The 17,966-nt window shown below is 70.7% G+C and carries 15 protein-coding genes and 1 pseudogene; 11 read left to right on the forward strand and 5 right to left on the reverse strand.

What is annotated here, in order from left to right; genetic code table 11:
• A pseudogene (locus tag STRTUCAR8_RS47375) lies at positions 1-279 on the forward strand (hypothetical protein); the annotation flags it as partial.
• Here STRTUCAR8_RS47375 and STRTUCAR8_RS47380 read toward each other — a convergent pair.
• The 5 genes from STRTUCAR8_RS47380 to STRTUCAR8_RS47400 all read right to left on the reverse strand — a co-directional run bounded on the left by STRTUCAR8_RS47380 (position 251) and on the right by STRTUCAR8_RS47400 (position 7,252).
• Complete coding sequence (locus STRTUCAR8_RS47380) at positions 251-3,040, reverse strand: alpha/beta hydrolase family protein (protein ID WP_006383695.1); 2,790 nt, start codon at positions 3,038-3,040, stop codon at positions 251-253. The pseudogene STRTUCAR8_RS47375 and the gene STRTUCAR8_RS47380 sit on opposite strands and share 29 nt — an antisense overlap.
• 184 nt (positions 3,041-3,224) lie before the next feature.
• On the reverse strand, positions 3,225-3,605 hold the full coding sequence (locus STRTUCAR8_RS47385; protein WP_006383682.1) for a Zn-ribbon domain-containing OB-fold protein: 381 nt from the start codon (positions 3,603-3,605) through the stop codon (positions 3,225-3,227).
• A gap of 138 nt (positions 3,606-3,743) precedes the next feature.
• The gene (locus tag STRTUCAR8_RS47390) at positions 3,744-4,439 is read right to left on the reverse strand and encodes a TetR family transcriptional regulator (protein WP_006383678.1); all 696 of its coding nucleotides are present in this window, start codon (positions 4,437-4,439) and stop codon (positions 3,744-3,746) included.
• A gap of 103 nt (positions 4,440-4,542) precedes the next feature.
• Positions 4,543-5,829, reverse strand: a complete 1,287-nt coding sequence (locus STRTUCAR8_RS47395; RefSeq protein ID WP_006383677.1) for a cytochrome P450 — start codon at positions 5,827-5,829, stop codon at positions 4,543-4,545.
• 52 nt (positions 5,830-5,881) lie between these two features.
• Positions 5,882-7,252 (reverse strand): glutamine synthetase family protein, encoded by a 1,371-nt coding sequence (locus STRTUCAR8_RS47400; RefSeq protein ID WP_006383672.1) that lies wholly within the window; start codon positions 7,250-7,252, stop codon positions 5,882-5,884.
• A gap of 352 nt (positions 7,253-7,604) precedes the next feature.
• Here STRTUCAR8_RS47400 and STRTUCAR8_RS47405 point away from each other — a divergent pair, with 352 nt between their 5' ends.
• The 10 genes from STRTUCAR8_RS47405 to STRTUCAR8_RS47450 all read left to right on the forward strand — a co-directional run bounded on the left by STRTUCAR8_RS47405 (position 7,605) and on the right by STRTUCAR8_RS47450 (position 17,774).
• Complete coding sequence (locus STRTUCAR8_RS47405; RefSeq protein ID WP_006383684.1) at positions 7,605-7,793, forward strand: ferredoxin; 189 nt, start codon at positions 7,605-7,607, stop codon at positions 7,791-7,793.
• A 1-nt stretch (position 7,794) separates the two neighbouring features.
• Entirely contained in the window at positions 7,795-9,063 is a 1,269-nt protein-coding gene (locus STRTUCAR8_RS47410; RefSeq protein ID WP_006383700.1) for an NAD(P)/FAD-dependent oxidoreductase, read from the forward strand.
• Entirely contained in the window at positions 9,060-9,872 is an 813-nt protein-coding gene (locus STRTUCAR8_RS47415) for an acetoacetate decarboxylase family protein (RefSeq protein ID WP_006383674.1), read from the forward strand. Before STRTUCAR8_RS47410 ends, STRTUCAR8_RS47415 begins: the two co-directional genes overlap by 4 nt.
• 103 nt (positions 9,873-9,975) lie before the next feature.
• Positions 9,976-11,442: an aldehyde dehydrogenase gene (locus tag STRTUCAR8_RS47420; RefSeq protein WP_006383686.1), complete on the forward strand. Its 1,467-nt coding sequence runs from the start codon at positions 9,976-9,978 to the stop codon at positions 11,440-11,442.
• The gene (locus tag STRTUCAR8_RS47425; RefSeq protein WP_006383696.1) at positions 11,435-12,355 is read left to right on the forward strand and encodes a 3,4-dihydroxyphenylacetate 2,3-dioxygenase; all 921 of its coding nucleotides are present in this window, start codon (positions 11,435-11,437) and stop codon (positions 12,353-12,355) included. Before STRTUCAR8_RS47420 ends, STRTUCAR8_RS47425 begins: the two co-directional genes overlap by 8 nt.
• 1 nt (position 12,356) lies before the next feature.
• Entirely contained in the window at positions 12,357-13,202 is an 846-nt protein-coding gene (locus tag STRTUCAR8_RS47430) for a fumarylacetoacetate hydrolase family protein (RefSeq protein ID WP_006383676.1), read from the forward strand.
• 26 nt (positions 13,203-13,228) lie between these two features.
• Complete coding sequence (locus STRTUCAR8_RS47435; protein ID WP_006383701.1) at positions 13,229-13,837, forward strand: TetR/AcrR family transcriptional regulator; 609 nt, start codon at positions 13,229-13,231, stop codon at positions 13,835-13,837.
• A 162-nt stretch (positions 13,838-13,999) separates the two neighbouring features.
• Positions 14,000-15,460: an APC family permease gene (locus STRTUCAR8_RS47440; RefSeq protein ID WP_006383683.1), complete on the forward strand. Its 1,461-nt coding sequence runs from the start codon at positions 14,000-14,002 to the stop codon at positions 15,458-15,460.
• A gap of 107 nt (positions 15,461-15,567) precedes the next feature.
• Positions 15,568-17,058, forward strand: coding sequence for an aldehyde dehydrogenase (locus STRTUCAR8_RS47445; protein ID WP_006383692.1), 1,491 nt, complete (start codon positions 15,568-15,570; stop codon positions 17,056-17,058).
• Positions 17,055-17,774, forward strand: coding sequence for a gamma-glutamyl-gamma-aminobutyrate hydrolase family protein (locus STRTUCAR8_RS47450; protein WP_006383673.1), 720 nt, complete (start codon positions 17,055-17,057; stop codon positions 17,772-17,774). The genes STRTUCAR8_RS47445 and STRTUCAR8_RS47450 overlap by 4 nt, the downstream gene beginning before the upstream one ends.
• Positions 17,775-17,966 lie beyond the last annotated feature (192 nt).

Below are 17,966 nucleotides of genomic sequence, written 5' to 3' on the forward strand. Positions count from 1 at the left end.
ACCGAAACCGCTCCGGCCGGCAGCAACCTTGTGGTCTCGGCCGTGTACCAGGAGTCCGCCCGCAGCGTCTGGATCACCGCTCTCACGCCGTACAACGAGGACGAACCGCAGCAGACCAAGGTGCTGCACTGGAACGGCCGCACCTGGCGCGACGTCACCGGGCCCGTCGACGGCCTGTGGGCCGATGCGATCACCGGCGACGGCAAGGGCACCCTTCACTCACTGACGCACATCTACGACCGACGTACCTCTACGACGCGTCGAGCACCGTGCCCGTGAACTCGGGTCCGGGGATCGGCTCCCCCGTCACCTCGTCGTAGTCGGCCACCCGCAGCCGTACCGACTCCTCCGGCTCGGCCACCGTGTCCGCCACCGTCGGCAGGCTCACGTCGGCGGTCAACTGTCCCGGCGGGACGGACACGAAGAGGTAGAGCCCGTCGATCTTGGACAACGGCCGCTCCGGCGACGGTGACTCACCGGTGGCGTCCGCCAGCCATGCCGGGTCGACATCCTTGGTGGACAGTTCCGTACCGCCGGTGACCGGCAGCACCTCCAGGTAGGCGTACATGTCGGTGCGAGACGGCGCCGACAGCGTCGCGCGCCAGGTCAGAGGCTTTCCCTCGGTGACCCGGTCCGCGACGGGGGTGATGGTGACGGTGGGCCGGGGATCGTCGTTCTCGATGTTCACCCCACCGCTGTACGAGCCGACGACCGCACCGCGCACCGCCTTCACGAACACGCTGCGCCAGACGTCGTAGTCGTACAGGGTGTCGCCCTTCACCGTCACCGGCACATCGATGCTCTGCTCGCCGGGGCGCACCGTGACCAGCCGGCTCGTCATCGTGTCCGACCCGGGGTTCTGGGCGTAGAGGCGGACCGTGCCGCCTCCCTGCCCGGTGATCCGGACCGGTACCCGGTAGGTCCGGGTGCCGGAGTCGCCCTCCTTGACGGTCAGCCGTCCGAGGTCGACGCGCGGCAGCGCGGCCGGGCGCACCGCGGGTGTGCCGGGGCGCCAGCCCCACGTGTCGATCAGCAGGGCCTGTCCCGCACGGCTGCGCGGGGTCAGCTCCACGCTCCGCACCTTGCGCAGATCGACCCCGGCCCGAGCGGCGGCGGACAGCGGTACGCGGACCTCCCGGGCCCAGTACGAAGCCGTCCGGTTGCTGCCGGGCAGTCCGTCCACGCGGACCCGGCCGAGCGTGGCGCGCTTGCCGGCGGTGTCGGTGACGGACACGTCCAGCTGCGTCCCGGTGGTGTTCGGGGGCACGACGACGCGCAGGGCGAGGGCCTTGGCGCCGCCGAGGGACACCGGTCGCCCGGGAGTCACCCGTACCGCGGTACCGGGCTGCGACCACTTGACGGCGACCGCTCGGCGGCCGACCTCCCGCTCCGTCGCCCAGCTCGCGAAGTGCGGGGACTGACCGGCGTCCGGGGCCAGACACCTGACCGAGGGACGGTCGTCCACGGCCGAGCACAGCCGTCCGCCGCCGCCCTGCACGGTCACCGCGCCGTCCGGCAGGATGCCGGCCGAACGGTTTCCGCCCACCGCGTGCGTGAGGACGCGCGCCGGGTCGGCGGACGGCGCCCGCAGACCGGAGCCGTCGAGCAGCGGACGGACCCGGTCGTCACCCGCGACGAACAGCCGGGCCGCCGCCGCGATGTAGGAGGCGCCCGCCTTGTGCTGCTGGTCGGGGGTAAGCCGGGTCCTCGTGCCCACGTCGCACACCGGGTCCCGGTCGGTCGGGTCCGAGTAGAAGTCGTCGTCCGCCGGTGCCTGCGCCTGCCCCGGCGTCCACTCGGTGTTGAAGTAGTTGTGGTTGGCGCCGATCACGTAGACCGCGCTGTGCAGGGCGGTGCCACTGCTGATCCCGCGGGTGCCGTCAACGGCCAACTCGCCCTGGAGGTCGGACACATCGCCGTCGCAGCCGGGCAGGATCGTCATCGACGGCACGTCGGCGACCGGGTTCTGCCCGAAGATCGTCGGACCGACGAGGACGGTGCCCCGGATGTTCCAGCGCAACGGACCGGGGGCCCCGTCCTGGTCGGCCGGCGGCCGGTACAGGCTGTCCATCGCGGCGCGGTTGACACCCTCGCCGCCGCGCGAGTGGCCGACCAGCAGCACCCGCGAGAGGTCGGCGGGCGGGGCGGTCCGTACGATCGCCGGTGCCGAGGGCCGGTTAGTGCCCCAGTCCGCCCAGCGGGCGAGATGCCGCCGGACGAGCGAGGAGCGGGCCTGGGCCCCGGCGTCCTCGAGTTCCGAGTCCTGGGCGTTGATGCCGTTGGCGGAGATCGACACCGTCACATAGCCCTGGGACGCCAGGAGTTTCTGGTCGCGCAGATATCCCCGGTAGCTCGGGATCTGCTTCTCACCGGCCGGGCAGGGCCAGGCGCCGTCGACATCGGTGCTGCCGGGCTTGTAGCAGGTGGAGTGGCGTCCGTGCAGGAACAGGGCGAGAGGCCTGCGGCCGGTGGCCCCGGTCGGGGCGACCACCACGGCCTTCATCTCCACCGGCACGGGCATCCCGGGCAGCTTCACCGAGTCGAGCGTGTACTCGCCCGAGACCGTACGGTACGAGCCCGGCTTGCCGGGGTCCACGGGGTTGGCCGGCGCCGCGGCGGGCGGAGCGACGGCGGCACGGCGCCCGTCCGGGACCGCCGCGATTCCCGCCGCGTCCAACCGGCGTCCACCGGCCCGCACTTGAAGGTCCTCGAACGCCTTGGCCCCCTTGAGGTCGCTGACCTTCAGTGCCTCCTCCAGCGACAGCCGGAACGTCCGGCCGTCCCGCGCGGCCAGGGGCCGCCCGAGCAACTGGCCGCCCGCGTAGAACTCGACGCGCGCGTCACCCATCGGCACCGGCCTGCCGGAGCGCCAGACGAGCTGCCGGTCCGCACCTTCACCGGTGAACGTCCAGCCCGAGGGCAGTTGTTGGGCCGCGACCTCAGCCCTGGCCGGCTGCTGCGCCTGCGCCCATCCTGGCGATCCTCCCACCACGGCGAGTACCGCCGCAGCGGTGACCCATATTCGCCCGGCACGTAGCAATGCTCTCTCCTCTGGCCCTTGCTCAGGAGCCCCCGGTCTTCCGAAGGGCCCCTCTCAGCTCGGAGGACGGGCTCAGGCACCTGTGGGTTGCCTGTGGAGGAGGATCAATGGACGTGCGTGTCGCGGGGGTTGGGGAAGCGGGGGAGGAGAGTCCCCTCAGTGCGCCCTCAGGTTTGACGGAGTATCAGATCCAGGCCCGGTACGGCTCGTCCAGCAACTGGAACACCGGCTCGCCGCGGACCGGGTCCTTCGCCATGGCCAGCCGGACCCTGTCCCCGCCGTGGATGCCGATGGCGGGGCCCATCACCCGGCCTCGTACGACGAAGCCCTCGGCCATCTCGACCAGTGACACATTGCGTGCGGCCGGGGTGTTCCGGTTGACCACGGTGGCGTGCCGGACCGTGCCCGTGCCCTCGCTGCGCTCCATGCGCAGGTCGCTGCCCGCGCAGACCGGGCACAGCAGCCGGTGGTACATCGCGGTGGCGCACCAGCCGCAGCGCTGGAAGACCAGGGTGTTCGTGTCGGCCGGTGCGTCGAGCAGGCCTGTGGCGGAACCTGCGCCCATCGGACGCGTGGCGCCTAGTGAGTGGTACACGGTGTCTCCCTGCGCTCGGCCTGAATCCGAAGTGCGCGGTTCGCCGTGCCACCGTGCACGGCCTCAGGGTATGGCACTCAGTGTCATGCGTAAAGGCACTGCGTACCCTCAATTTTCGCGCGGGGACCTCAGTACGGACTCGATCTCCTGGACGACCCGCCACATCGGCGCCCCGCGCCGCGAGACGACGACCACCACGTCGTCGGAGCCGGGCTCGGAGCCGGGCTCGGTCTCTTCCGGGGGTGTGGGCGGGGTGCCGAACGCGGACTTCACGTAATTCAGGGCGTGATCGACGGCCGTGGTGGCGTCTCCGTGTCCGTCCGAGCGCAGCCAGGAGCGCAGCGCGTTGTTGTGGGCCGCGACGACGGCCGCCGCGATCACGTCGGCCTGGAGCGTCCCGTCGGGCCGGCCGGCGAAACGCTCACGCAGATACGCGGCCAGGGCACGCTCGTACCGCCAGACCACCGACAGTTCGGAGGCGCGCAGCCCGGGGACCTTCTTGGTGAGCCGGTAGCGCTGGACGGAGAAGGCCGGGTTCTCGGCGTACATGAGCAGCACCATGCGGGCGGCGGCGCACACCCGCCCGACCGGTTCCGCGTCCTCGGCGCTGTCGGCCAGGTATGCCGTCATGTCGGCCAGGCACCGCTCGTGGTCGGGGAAGACCACGTCCTCCTTGGACGGGAAGTAGCGGAAGAACGATCGCCGCCCGACCCCGGCCAGCGCCACGATGTCGTCCACGGTGGTCTGCTCGTAGCCCCGCTCCAGGAACAGCTGGAAGGCCGCCGCGACCAGGGCGTCCCGCATGGGCGGTTTGGTCATGGTCGGGAAACTAGCATCCGGACGGGGCTGATGGCACTCAGTGCGCTCCATGTGGGGAACTGAGTGCCCTCCGGATTGGCCGGGTGCCTCACGCGAGGGTTACCTCCACCGGCAGCTTCTTGATCCCGTTGACGAAGTTCGAGCGCACGCGGGGAACCTCCCCCGTCAGCCGGATGTCCGCGAGGCGCGGGATCAGCTCCTCGAACATGATCCGGATCTCGGTGCGGGCGAGAAGGTTGCCCAGGCACAGGTGCGGACTGCCCTTGCCGAAGGTGACGTGGTCGTTGTCCGTGCGGGCGACGTCGAAGTCGTACGGGTTGCCGAAGACCGCCTCGTCGCGGTTGCCGGAGGCGTACCACATGACGACCTTGTCACCCTCCCTGACCTGCTTGCCCCCCAGCTCGACGTCCCGGGTCGCCGTGCGCCGGAAGTGGTAGACGGGGGACGCCCAGCGCAGGAACTCCTCGACCGCCGTCGGGATCAGCGACGGGTCGTCCTTCAGCCGGGCGAGCTGCTCGGGATGCTGGAGGAGGGCCAGCATGGAGTGGGTGATGGTGTGCCGGGTGGTCTCGTTGCCGGCGACCACCAGCAGCAGGAAGTAGTTGTCGAAGTCCTGGGCGGACAGCGGCACTCCGTCGCGCGGGGTGGTGTTGACGAGCTTCGAGACGAGGTCGGTGCCTTCGCCGCCGCGCCGCTGCCTGGCCAACTCCCGTCCGTACTCGAAGACTTCGAGGGACGCGGGGGAGCGGAAGGGCAGGTCGCGGTACTTCTCGCTCTCCGCGCTGTGCAGCAGTACGTCGGCGTAGTCGGGGTCGGTGTTGCCGATGATCCGGTTGCCCCAGTCGATGAGCTGCTGGTTGTCCGTGGGCGGAACGTCGAGCAGTCGGGCCAGGACGTTGATCGGGAAGTCGGCGGAGACCTCCTTCACGAAGTCGAAACTCCCCTTGGCCAGCGCCGCGTCCAGGGTCTGCGCGGTCAGCCCGCGCAGGAAGTCGGTGTAGCTGTTGATGACGCCCGCGCCGAACTGCCGCTGGATCACGCTGCGCAGGGCGCGGTGCCGCACCCCGTCCAGCTCCAGGATCGAGGCGCGCTTCTTGATCTGGTCCTCGTCGACCTCTTCGAGGTTCACGAACTTCGTGGACGTGAAGGTCTCCGCGTCACGGTCGACGCGCGCGATGTCCGCGTGCCGGGTCACCGCCCAGAAACCGGAGTTGGGCGCCTCCTCCGGCTGCCAGTGCACCGGGTCCTCGTGACGCAGGGTGTGGAACATCCGCCAGGGGGTCACCCCGTCGGTGAAGTTGTCGAGGTCGGCGAGGTCGACGGCGTCGAGGGGGAGTGGCTCTTGGGCGGCGGACGCAGGCAGGGTCTCGGTCATCGAAGGCTCCAGGAGGGCTTGCGGAAGCGATCAGTGGTACGGGAGAGGGCGCTCAGAGGTGGTACGCGTACTCCGTGAACTCCCAGTCGGTGACGTGCCGTCCGAAGCGTTCGACCTCGTCGCGCTTGTACGAGAGGAAGGAGGCGACGAAGTCCTTGCCGAGCACCTCGGTCAGGGCGGTGTCCGCCTCCAGGGCGTCGAGCGCGGCCGTCAGGCTCATCGGCAGCACGGCGGACCTGTCGGTGTCGTAGCCGTAGCCCTCCAGTGGGGCCGCCGGCTCCTGACCGGCGAGCACGCCGAGCAGCGCGGCGGCCACAGCGCCGGCGATCGCGAGGTAGGGGTTGGCGCTGGCGTCGCCGAGCCGCAGTTCGAGCCGGGCCCCGGCACCGCGCTCCGGCGGCACCCGGACCATGGCGCTGCGGTTGTCGAGGCCCCAGTCGATCAGCCACGGGGCGAGGGTGTCGGGGCCGAAGCGCTTGTACGAGTTCACGGTCGGGTTGAGGAGCGCGGCGAGGGCGGGCGCGTGGGCGAGGAGACCGGCCGTCGCGTGCCGCGCCGTGGCGGACAGCCCGTACGGGCCTGAGGGGTCGTCGAAGAGATTGCGCGCGCCGCCTTCTCCCTCGGGGTCCGAGTCGCAGGAGAGGTGGAGGTGGAAGCCGGAGCCGCCCGCGTCGTTGAAGGGCTTCGCCATGAAGGTGGCGAGCCGGCCCTCCTTGCGGGCCAGTTCCTTGATCGCGGCCTTGAACCGGAAGGCCCGGTCGGCCGCCGACATGGCCTCCGAGTGCAGCAGGTTGATCTCGAACTGCCCGCCGTCGAACTCGTGGTTGCCGCTGAGCACGCCGACGTTCAGATCGCGTACGTGACGCAGGGTGCGCAGGAGATGGTTGTCGGGGTCGGCGCGCAGACCGGCCGTGTAGACGACCCCCGGGTCCCGGTTGTACCGCTGCCAGCCGCTCGCGCCACCCGGTGCGGGATCGCACAGGAAGTACTCCAGTTCGGGCCCGACAACAGGCCGCAGCCCGTGCTCGGCACACCGGTCGAGGACGGCGCGGAGCAGATCGCGGGGCGACTCGGGCGCGGGTGAGCCGGTCGCCGGGTCGACGACGTCGCCGAGGCAGACCGCGACGCCGGGCTCCCAGGGCAGGGCGACGAGGGTGGCGAGATCGGGCCGTACGCAGATGTCGGGCAGTCCCGCGTCCAGGCCGCCGCTGACCGGGACCACATCACCCTGGGGGCTGGTGTGGTAGACGGCCCGGCAGAAGGCGAGTCCGTGCTCGCAGGCGCGCGGCAGTTCGTCGAGCAGGACGTCGCGGCCGCGGTCCGTGCCGATGAGGTCGGGATAGACCACCCGGACCACGTCGATCCCCTCGGCGGCGAGCCGCTCCATGTGCCGGCGGACTTCTGGAAGGTCGATTGCGCTCACCGTTGTCTCCTCGGGCGGACGTCGGGTACCTCCGGAACGGGGGTCCGGGAGGCGGGTGGCGTGGGGAGTGCGGCCGGGGCGCGTGGAACGGGCGGACATCCCGGGCTCGTTGTTTGAGGCCAAACGGTATGGAGGAGTGACCTGTCCCGCAAGGGGGTCGGGGAAAGAATTTATCCATCCGGATAGCTATTGACCAGACTCCGACCGCTTCCTATCTTGTTTGAAGCCAAACGAGTCAGGGGTCGGGTCACCGCCCCCTTTGGCCGGGGGCCCGGTCCGACAACGGTCGGGCCCCTCCTCTCCACCCCTCCCTCCCCCCGTTCCGACGCCCTCACCACCAGGAGGACCGGCCATGAAGGTCGTCGTCGACATGAACAAGTGCCAGGACCACGGCCAGTGCGTCTTCGCGGCACCCGACGTCTTCTCGATGTACGACGGCGGTCACCTGCTGTACGTCTCCGACCCCGACGACGCGCTGCGCGACGAGGTCGAGGAGGCCGCGGACGTCTGCCCGCTCCAGGCCATCCGGATCGAGGACTGACATGACCGACGAGGCGAACGTGCCTTCGGGGCGCGTGGTCGTCGTCGGCGCCTCCATGGCCGGTCTGCGCGCCGCCGAGCAGCTGCGCGCGGCCGGCTGGACCGGGGCGGTCACGGTCGTCGGCGACGAGCCGCACATGCCCTACAACCGTCCTCCGCTGTCCAAGGAGGTGCTGGCCGGCAGGGCATCCTTCGACTCCCTCGCCTTCACCCCGAAGGCGTCGACGGCGGACGTCGACTGGCGCCTCGGCACGAAGGCCGTCGCCGCCCGTCTCGACGAGCGCGCCGTAGACCTCGACGACGGCTCGACCCTCCCGTACGACGGTCTGGTCGCCGCCACCGGAATGCGCCCCCGGCGCCTGCGCTGCCCCGGTCCGCGGGCCGGCCGCCACACCGTACGCACCCTCGCCGACGCCCAGGAACTGCGCGAAGAACTGACCCGGCCCGGAGTCAGGGTCGTCGTGGTCGGCGCCGGATTCATCGGCTGCGAGGTCGCCGCCACCGCCGTCGGACTCGGCGTCGCCGAGGTCACCGTCGTCGACCCGCTGCCCCTGCCCATGGTGGGACCCCTCGGTGAACTCCTCGCCCGCGCCCTGCTCCGGCGCCACGAGGAACGCGGGGTGCGCTTCGCGCTCGGCACGTCGGTCGCCGGCTTCGAGGGAGACGACCGCGTCACCGGCGTCGTCCTCGGCGACGGTACGGTCCTGCCGGCCGACGTCGTCGTGGAGTCGGTCGGTTCCGTCGCCAACGTCGAGTGGCTGGACGGCAACGGGATCGACCTCGGCGACGGCGTGCTCACCGACGAACGGCTCAGGGTGGGCGGGCGCCCGGAGGTCGTCGCGGTCGGCGACGTGGCCCGCTTCCCCAACGCCCGCTACGACGGCGTACCCCGTCGCGTCGAGCACTGGTCGATCCCGACGGACACCGCGAAGCATGCGGCGAAGTCGTTGACCGCTCATCTTGCGGGCAGAGAAAGGGAGTTGGCGCCCTTCGCGCCGCTGCCCACCTTCTGGAGCGACCAGCACGACTTCCGGCTCCAGTCCTTCGGGGCGCCCGTGCTCGGCATCGACGACGTGCGGGTCCTGGACGGCGACCCGGCCGCCGACGTCCTCGTCGGCTACCACTCCGGTGACCGGCTCGTCGGCGTCGTCGCCCTCGGCGGACCCGCCACAGCCGCGAAAGCCGCCCGCTACCGCGCCGAACTGCTCAGGCAGCCCGCCCTGACCGTGACCGCGCAGTCCGACCTCATCGTGCAAGGAGCCTCCAAGTGACCAGCCCCCGTGGGTTCTTCCACCCCAAGACGGCGAGCGGTGCCTCGTCGCTGATCCCCTCGCCGCCCTGGCGCTACTCGGGCGACCTGCTGACCGTCGAGTACCGCACGGATCCCGCACGGGTACGTGAACTGCTGCCCCAGCCGCTGGAGTTGGCCGACGAGGATCCCGGTGCGGTCGCCCTGATCTGGGCCGACTGGCAGTCGTGCTCGGCGTCCGGGGACGAGCTGCTGGATCCGGTACGGGGGCAGTACAAGGAGGCGTTCGCGGTCGTCCGCTGCAAGTACCGGGGCGAGACGTACTCGCGGTGCGTCTACATCTGGGTCGACAAGGACTTCGCGATCGCTCGAGGGCTGCACCAGGGGTATCCGAAGAAGTTCGGGTCGATCCACCAGACGCGTCCGCATCCGTACGGGCCCGCTCCGCGGATCGAGGCGGGGGCACGGTTCGGGGCGACGCTGGCGGCGGCCGACCGGAGGCTGGCGCAGGTGGTGGTGACGCTGCGGGAGCCTTCGGCGACGAACGGGTTCGTGAACGGGCATCCCATGGCTCACCATCGCTGGTTGCCGTCCATCGAGAGCGGTAAGGGGCTGGCGTTGGACGAGTTGGTCGAGTCCGGGGCGGCGTCTTTCGAAGGTGGGCAGGCATGGGTGGGGGAGGCGTCGTTGGAGTTGTTCGACGCGCCTACGGAGGAACTGGCCCGGCTGGAGATTCGTGAGCCTATTGCCGCGTATTACCGGCAGGTTGGCGTGGTCTGGGACGGCGGGCGGCTTCTCGAGTCGGGGACGTCCGGAGTGGCTGCTGGGTGAGGTCCGGGGGTGGGTGCGGGTGCGTCGTGGCTTGTCGCGCAGTTCCCCGCGCCCCTAGAGGCAGGTCAGATTGCCCCAACTTCGTTCAATAGGAGCCCTTCTCATGGCTGACAAAATCATCGTCGCCGGAGTTTCTGTCGATACCCGGCACTGGATCGGTGGCGAACGCGTAGGGTCCGCCACTACCTTCACCGACAACTCGCCCATCGATGGCCGCGTCCTCGGGGAGATCGCTCGCGGTGGGCCCGTCGAGGCCTCCGCGGCCGTCGCCGCGGCCAAGGCGGCCTTTCCTGCGTGGGCCTCGACCTCCCGCGCCGAGCGGGCCCGTATCCTGCACGCCGTCGCCGACGGTGTCGAGAAGCGGATCGAAGAGCTGGCCATCGTCGAGACCAACGACAACGGCGCCCTCCTCCGCTCGCACCGCCGGGGGGTGATGCCCCGGGTCGCGCACAACTTCCGTTTCTTCGCGGACTGGTTGCTGACACTGGACCACGAGGACTTCGAGACCCGGGGACACACGAACCATGTCTCGTGGGACCCGGCAGGCCCGAGCGTCCTGATCACCCCGTGGAACGCCCCCCTGATGCTGGCCACCTGGAAGGTCGCCCCGGCGCTCGCCGCCGGCAACACGGTGATCCTCAAGCCGGCAGAGTGGTCACCGCTCACCGCGTCGCTGCTCGCGGACATCGCCGCCGAGGCGGGGCTGCCCGCCGGGGTGCTGAACGTCGTCCAGGGCTACGGCTCCGAGATCGGCGACGCGCTCACCTCGCATCCGGACGTACGCCGGATCAGCTTCACCGGATCCGTGCCGACCGCCAAGCACATCGCCGCCTCCGCCGCCGCGAACCTCACCCCGCTCAGCCTCGAACTCGGCGGCAAGTCACCGCTGTTGGTGTTCGCCGACGCCGATCTGGAACTCGCCGTCGACCTCGCGGTGGAGCAGTACGACAACGCCGGGCAGGTCTGTCTGGCCGCGACCCGCATCCTGGTCGAGGAGTCGATCGCCGACGAGTTCACCCGACGCTTCGTCGACAGGGCGACACAGCTGACGCAGGGCGACCCGCGCGACGAGGCCACCGATCTCGGCCCCAACATCCACCTCCGCCAGCTGGAGAAGATCGACGGGTTCGTGCAGCGGGCCCTCGCCGACGGGGCACGGGCCGTCATCGGCGGGCACCGCACCGAGGGGGGCGGGCAGTACTACGCGCCCACCCTGCTCACCGACGTCGCCCAGGACTCGGAGATCGTCCAGGAAGAGGTCTTCGGGCCGGTCCTGACCCTCCAGACCTTCGCCGACGAGGACGAGGCGGTCCGGCTGGCCAACGACACCCGGTTCGGCCTCGCCGCCACCCTCGCCACCGGCGACCCCGAACGTGCCGAACGCGTCACCGCACGGCTCGTCGCGGGCACGATCTGGGTCAACTGCTTCTTCGTACGCGACCTCCAGGCGCCCTTCGGCGGCTCCCGTCTCTCCGGGGTCGGGCGCGAGGGCGGTACCTGGAGCTTCGACTTCTACTGCGACCTCAAGAACACCGTCACCGCGCCGAACGGATGGAACAACCATGGGTGAGATCGTCGGGGCGGGTCTGCTCGCCCACGTGCCCACCATCGTGCTGCCCGAGGCCGACCGGCTGGAACTGAACGAGGGCAGGGAGATCACCCTCGTCACCGGCCTGCGGCAGCTCCGCCGGGAGGTCTTCGAGAGGGATGCCGCCAACGAGTACGACACTGTCGTGGTCCTCGACTCGCACTGGGCCACAACCGTCGAGTTCGTCGTCGGCGCCCAGCAGCGCCGGGCCGGTCTCTTCACCTCCGAGGAGCTGCCGCGCGGTATGTGCCGGATGCCGTACGACTATCCGGGCGACCCCGAACTCGCTCACAACATCGCTCAGTTCGCCGACAAGCACGGCACGTGGATCACCCCGATCGACGACGACCACCTGCCGGTGTACTACGCCACGATCAATCTGTGGAAGTTCCTCGGCGAGGGCCTGCCCGACAAGCGGTGGGTGACCATCGGGGTCTGCCAGACCGGTGACATGGAGGACCATCTGCGTCTCGGGCGGGCGCTGGCCGACGGTATCGCCGCCACCCCGGGGCGCCGGGTCCTCGTCATCGCCTCCGGTGCCCTCTCGCACACCTTCTGGCCGCTGCGCCAGATCCGCGACCACGAATCCAGCGACCCGGCGCACATCTTCACCCCGGAGGCCCGCGCCGCCGACGAGGAGCGCATCGCCTGGTTCAAGGAGGGCCGGCACGACCAGGTCCTCGACACCATGGACGAGTTCTGGAAGTTCAAGCCCGAGGCGAAGTTCTTCCACTACCTGATGCTGGCCGGCGCCCTCGGTGAGCAGGCCTGCACCGCACCCGCCCGCCAGTACGGCGAGTACGAGAACTCCGTCGGCACCGGCCAGGTCCACCTGTGGTTCGACCGCCCCGCCGCCGGCTGGACCGCCCCCCGAACCCCCGTACAGGAGCCCTGACATGCCCGAATACCGCCGCATCCTCCTCGACGGCGCCACCGTCCAGGTCACCGTCGACGGTGACGAACTCGTCGCCGGGGACGGCCGCCGGGTCAAGACGGAGGACGCGCACCACCTGCCTCCCGTCGTGCCGTCCAAGGTCGTCGCCGTTCATCTCAACCACCGCAGCCGGGTCGACGAGTTCCAGATACAGCTGACCTCCACCCCCACCTACTTCCACAAGCCGACCTCCTCCCTCAACTCCCACCGGGGCGCGGTCGTCCGTCCCGAGGGCTGCAAGTGGCTCAACTACGAGGGCGAGGTCGCCATCGTCATCGGGAGGACCGCGCGCAACATCTCGCAGGCCGAGGCGGGCGACTACATCGCCGGATACACCGTCGCCAACGACTACGGCCTGCACGACTTCCGTGACACCGACGCCGGTTCGATGCTCCGCGTCAAGGGCTCCGACACGCTGTGCCCGCTCGGCCCCGGCCTGGTCACCGACTGGGACTTCCACGGCAAGTACCTGCGCACGTACGTCAACGGCGAGGTCGTGCAGGACGGTTCGACGGACGAGATGGAGTGGGACATGCACTACCTCGTGGCCGACATCGCCCGCACCATCACCCTCTGTCCGGGCGATGTCCTGCTCTCCGGTACGCCCGCCAACTCCCGGCCCGTCCAGCCCGGGGACGTCGTCGAGGTCGAGGTCGAGGGCCTCGGACGGCTGACGAACCACATCGTCACCGGGCCGACCCCGATCCGGACCGACGTCGGCGCGCAGCCCACCGAGTCCGAGGAGGTGCTGTCCACCGCGCTCGGCGGCGACTGGGAGTTCCGCGGTATCCGGGTGCCACGGCGTTGACCATGGTCACGGGTAGGGTCACGGGCATGACCGAGCCCGCCGCCCCGCGCCGACCCCGCAAGCGCGTGACCTACGGAGCCGGCCGCGAGGCACTGCTGAACGCCGCCGTACGCGTGGTGGCCCGCGGCGGGCTCCGCAAGCTCACGTACCGGGCGGTCGCCGAGGAGGCGGGGGTCACCCACGGGCTCGTCGTGCACCACTTCGGTTCGCGCGACGCGCTGATCGAGGAGGCCCTCACTCACGCCATCCGCTCCTCCCTGACCAGCAGCGACCTCGAAACCGGTACGGGCAGCGTCGCGGACTTCTCGGCGGGGCTGACGGAGATGGTGGAGAGCGGCCCCGACCTCCAGGCCTTCCAGTACGAACTGCTGCTGGAGTCCCGCCGCAGGCCCGAGCTGCTCACCCACCTGCGTGCCCTGTACGACGACGAGTACTTCGAGGCGACCCGGCGCGAGCTGGCCCAGCTGCTGCCCGGCCCGGTCGGCGAGGGACTCTCCCGCATGGTCTTCGCCACGCTGGAGGGCCTGGTCCTGCACCAGCTCGTGTTCGGCGAGCGCGAGATCATCGAGGAAGCCCTCGACGAGCTGCGGGGCGTCCTGCGTCTCCTGGCCGCCGACCGCAGCGGCGAGGCCTGAGTCGTTTCCGGCTGATCACAGCCGTGCGAACACATCGCGCAAATCCCTTCGGCGTCGGAATCGCCGTGCCAAACCCCTTGCCAAACGGATAGTTCCACCCCACCATGAGGCAACTCGTTTGGCCTGAAACGATTACCCCTCTTCCCCTGGCAGGTGATCCGAGTGGACAGTCAGACGGTCTCCCCAGAGCAGACCGCGCGGGACGCATCCACCGCAGGCAAGCTCAAGCCCAACGCCCTCGGCGTGCTGGGCATCCTCTTCCTCGTCCTGTCCGCCCAGGCGCCGCTCACCGGCATCGCCGGGTCGGTCCCCATCTCCGTCGCGATCGGCAACGGTCCCGGCACCGCAGGCGCCTACGTACTGGTCGGCGTGGTCACACTGCTCTTCGCCGTCGGCTTCGTCACCATGGGCCGGCACGTCATCGACGCGGGCGCCTTCTACACGTACATCGGCAAAGGCCTCGGGCGGACCGCCGGCGCCGGCAGCGCGGGCGTCGCGCTCTTCGCGTACTGCGCGATCCAGGCCGCCATGTACGGGCTGTACGGAGCCATCGTGGGCGGCCTGGTCAGCACGCACACGGGTCTCGACCTGCCGTGGTGGGCGTGGTCACTGGCCACGATGGCCCTCGTGCAGCTGCTGGGCGCCACCGGCATCGACATGGGCGCCAAACTGCTGGCGGTGTTCGTCCTCGCGGAGTTCAGCATCCTGCTGGTCTTCAGCCTGGTCACCCTCTTCAAGGGCGGCGGTCCCGAGGGCCTCGGAATCTCGGAGACCTTCTCGGTGAGCGCCGTGACGCAGGGCGCGCCGGGCGTGGCCGTGATGTTCGCCCTGGCGTCGATGTTCGGCTTCGAGGCCACCGCGATCTACGGCGAGGAGGCGCGCGAGCCGAAGAAGACCGTCCCGCGGGCCACCTACCTGGCGATCGTCGTGGTCGTCAGCTTCTTCGCCCTGACCTCCTGGATGCTGGTCTCCGCGCACGGCGCCTCCAAGGCCGTCGGGGCGGCGGGGCAGGCGCTGGAGAGCGGGGACTCGACGGCGTTCGTCTTCGCGCCGATCGCCGCCCAGTTCGGCAACTGGGTCAACGACGTCCTGCCCGTCCTGCTGGCCACCTCCCTCTTCGCCGGCCTTCTCACCTTCCACAACTCGGCCAACCGCTACCTGTTCTCGCTGGGCCGCGACGGACTGCTCCCCGCCCGGCTCTGCACGCTCAACAACCGCCGTTCGCCCTGGGTGGCCGGCTGCGTCCAGACGGCCGTCGCGGTGGCCCTGGTGGTCCCCTTCGCCCTCGCCGGCAAGGACCCCGTGCTGACGCTCTTCTCCTGGTTCAGCGGGGTCGCCGTCCTCGGGATGATGCTCCTGTACCTGCTGACCTCGGTGTCCGTGGTCGTCTTCTTCCGCCGCGAGCGCCTCGACACGCGCCTGTGGAACACCCTGATCGCCCCCGCCCTGGCCACGGTCGCCGTCGCGGGTGCCGTCTGGCTGATCCTCGACAACTTCACCACCCTCATCGGCGGCGACAGTGAAACCGCCCTGTGGCTGGAGCTGACCGTCCCGGCCGTCATGGCCCTGGGGCTTGTCGCCGCCCGGCTGACCCGACCGCGCGTACCGGCCGCCGACGCCTGACCCGGCCGCCCACCTGCCTCCGGAGCGGCATCCACCGCACCGGAGGCAGGTGGACGCGTTCCCGACCCTGACCAATCCCCGCTCACCCACCTGTTCTGGAGGCCCGCATGCCGCCTGTCACCCACGACGAGTGGCTCCGCCGAGCCAAGGCGCCGGCGGTGTACGGCGCACACCACATCGACGGCCGCGACGAACCCGGCGGCGGTGCCACCTTCGCCGTCGTCTCGCCGCGCGACGGCCTGGTACTGACCGAGGTCGCCGACGGCGGGCCCGCCGAGGTGGACGCAGCCGTGGCCGCCGCCCGCCGGGCCTTCGACACCGGCCCCTGGCCGCGCCTGGCGCCCACCGAACGAGGCCGGGTACTGCTGCGGTTCGCCGAACTCCTCGAAGAACAGCGCGAGTCGCTCGCCCTGACGGTCACCCTGGAGATGGGCAAGCCGATCACGGACGCGCACGACATCGAACTGCGCGCCGCCATCAACACCTTCCGCTGGTACGGGCAGTTGGCCGACAAACTCACCGACGAGTCCCCGCACACCGCACCTGACGCGCTGGCCCTCGTCACCCGTGAACCGGCCGGTGTCGTCGGGGCGGTCGTCCCCTGGAACTTCCCGCTCACGCTGGCCAGTTGGAAGGTGGCCCCGGCACTCGCCGCAGGCTGCACGGTCGTCCTCAAGCCCTCGGAGAACTCCCCCCTGTCGGCCCTCGTCCTCGGCCGGCTCGGCACCGAGGCCGGGCTGCCGCCGGGCGTCCTCAACGTCGTCGCCGGGGACGGCCCGGGAGCCGGGCGGGCGCTCGGGTTCCACCCCGACGTCGACGTAGTGGCGTTCACCGGCTCGACGGCTGTGGGGCGCCACTTCCTGCGCTACTCCGCCGACTCCAACCTCAAGCGCGTCTGGCTGGAACTGGGCGGCAAGTCGCCCAACATCATCCTCCCCGACGCCCCCGACCTGGAGAAGGCAGCAGCCACCGCCGCCTGGGGCATCTTCTTCAACCAGGGCGAGATGTGCACCGCACCCTCACGGCTCCTGGTCCACTCCGCCGTCGCCGAGCAGGTCACCGAGGCGATCGTCCGCCGGGCCCGCGAACTGCGCGTAGGCGACCCCCTTGACCCGGCCACGGAGATGGGCGCGCTGGTCGGGGAGGCCCACCTGGGCCGCGTACTCGACCACATCGGCACGGGCACCCAGGAGGGCGCCCGGCTGCGCACCGGCGGCACCCGCGTCCTGGAGAACACGGGCGGCAGCTACCTGGAGCCCACCGTGTTCGACCAGGTCGGCCCAGGCTCCCGCCTGGCCCGCGAGGAGATCTTCGGCCCGGTCCTGTCCGTCCTCACCTTCGACGACGTGGACGAGGCGGTACGGCTGGCCAACGACACCGAGTACGGCCTCGCAGCCGGCCTGTGGACCTCGAACCTCACCACCGCCCACCAGGTCTCACGGGCGCTGAAGGCGGGCACGGTCTGGGTCAACTGCTACGAGGAGGGCGACCTGACAGTGCCCTTCGGCGGCATGAAGCAGTCGGGCAACGGCCGCGACAAGTCCGCGCACGCCCTGGAGAAGTACACCGAGCTCAAGACCACCTGGATCCAGCTGTGACCCGTGACGCGGCAAGACCCCTCATCGCGATCCCGGCCCGCTTCTCCGCCACCACCTCCGCCCTGCGGTACGCCGCCGAGGTCAACGCCCGTGCCCTGGTCGAGGCCGTCTGGCGGGCGGGCGGCGAACCGGCGACGATCCATCCCGCGCCGGGCACCGACCCCGAGGTCGCCGCCCGCCTCGCCCGCTTCGACGGTGTCCTGCTCCCCGGCGGCGGCGACCTCGCCCCACACCGCTACGGCGCCGCCGACACCCACGACACGGTGTACGACGTCGACGACCTCCAGGACACCTTCGACCTCCAAGTCGCCCGTGGCGCACTGGAGTCGGGAGTCCCACTGCTCGCGATCTGCCGCGGCCTGCAGGTCGTCAACGTCGCCCTGGGCGGCACCCTGCACCAGGACATGGGCGGCCCCGACCGCGAACACCGGCACGTTGTCCACCCGGTGACGATCCGTCAGGGATCGCTGCTGGCAGAGGTGTCCGGCGCCGAGAAGGCGGAGGTGTCCTGCTACCACCACCAGCACGTCGACCGCCCCGGCACCGGCCTCCAAGTAACGGCGACGGCGGCCGACGGCACGATCGAGGCACTCGAACTCCCGGACACCCGAGCCTGGTTCACGGCCGTGCAATGGCACCCCGAGGACACCGCACACCGGGACCCGACCCAACAGGCCCTGTTCGACGCGCTGGTACAGGCGTCCCGCACCGACTGAGCCGACGGCGAGACGGGGGGCGGCGAGGATCAGGAGCGGGCGTGCGGGCGTGCGGGCCCGCAGGTGTGCGGAGACGGTGCGCGGATGACCCCGCGCACCACAAGGGGCGCGGGGAACCGCGCGACCAGCCCCCACGGGCCGGCAGCCGAAGAACCGCCGACTCACCCACTCACCCGCCCGCCCCGCGGAGCG

This window comes from Streptomyces turgidiscabies Car8 (assembly GCF_000331005.1).
Lineage (GTDB): Bacteria > Actinomycetota > Actinomycetes > Streptomycetales > Streptomycetaceae > Streptomyces > Streptomyces turgidiscabies.